The sequence below is a fragment of the Arcobacter sp. F155 genome, from assembly GCF_004116455.1.
Lineage (GTDB): Bacteria > Campylobacterota > Campylobacteria > Campylobacterales > Arcobacteraceae > Halarcobacter.
Genome location: NZ_PDJU01000035.1, coordinates 1 through 450 on the forward strand (window position 1 = coordinate 1; position 450 = coordinate 450).

Annotated in this window: 2 pseudogenes; both read right to left on the bottom strand. The window is 26.9% G+C overall.

Features of this window, described 5'->3' with window-relative positions:
- A pseudogene (locus CRV03_RS13960) lies at positions 1-199 on the bottom strand (molybdopterin oxidoreductase); the annotation flags it as partial.
- Positions 186-450 (bottom strand): annotated as a pseudogene (locus CRV03_RS13965) (HlyD family secretion protein); the annotation flags it as partial. The pseudogenes CRV03_RS13960 and CRV03_RS13965, both read right to left, overlap by 14 nt.

A 450-nucleotide genomic window follows, 5' to 3' on the forward strand; every position in this document is an offset into this window, starting at 1 on the left:
CTTCTAAAGTTATCTCTTTATTCTCATAATATGCAGTTTTTAAGAAGTTCTCATTTTGCAAATTTGCAAAATTTATACAGAGTTTTCCATTTGTTACTCCATGATTTTTGTTCCCTTTTATTAAACCATTTTCATATAGTGCTTCACAAGTATCATAACAATCAAGTGGACAGGCAATACTATTTTTACTTAAACTCAATTTTTATCAACCTTGAAAATTTTTTTGGATTATTTAAAACTATTTTTACTTTAGATGAAGAGATGTGTTGAGAATCAGCAACATCAAAAATCTTCTCTATTTTCAAATTGGTTTTCTCTCCATCAAGATATATTGTTTTGTTTTTTATATCATCAATATCCAAAATTGGAACATAAATCTCCAATTTTCCTTTGCTTAAATCTTTTGCTTCATACAAAAGAGTACCAGCAGTTACATAATCACCTTCATTT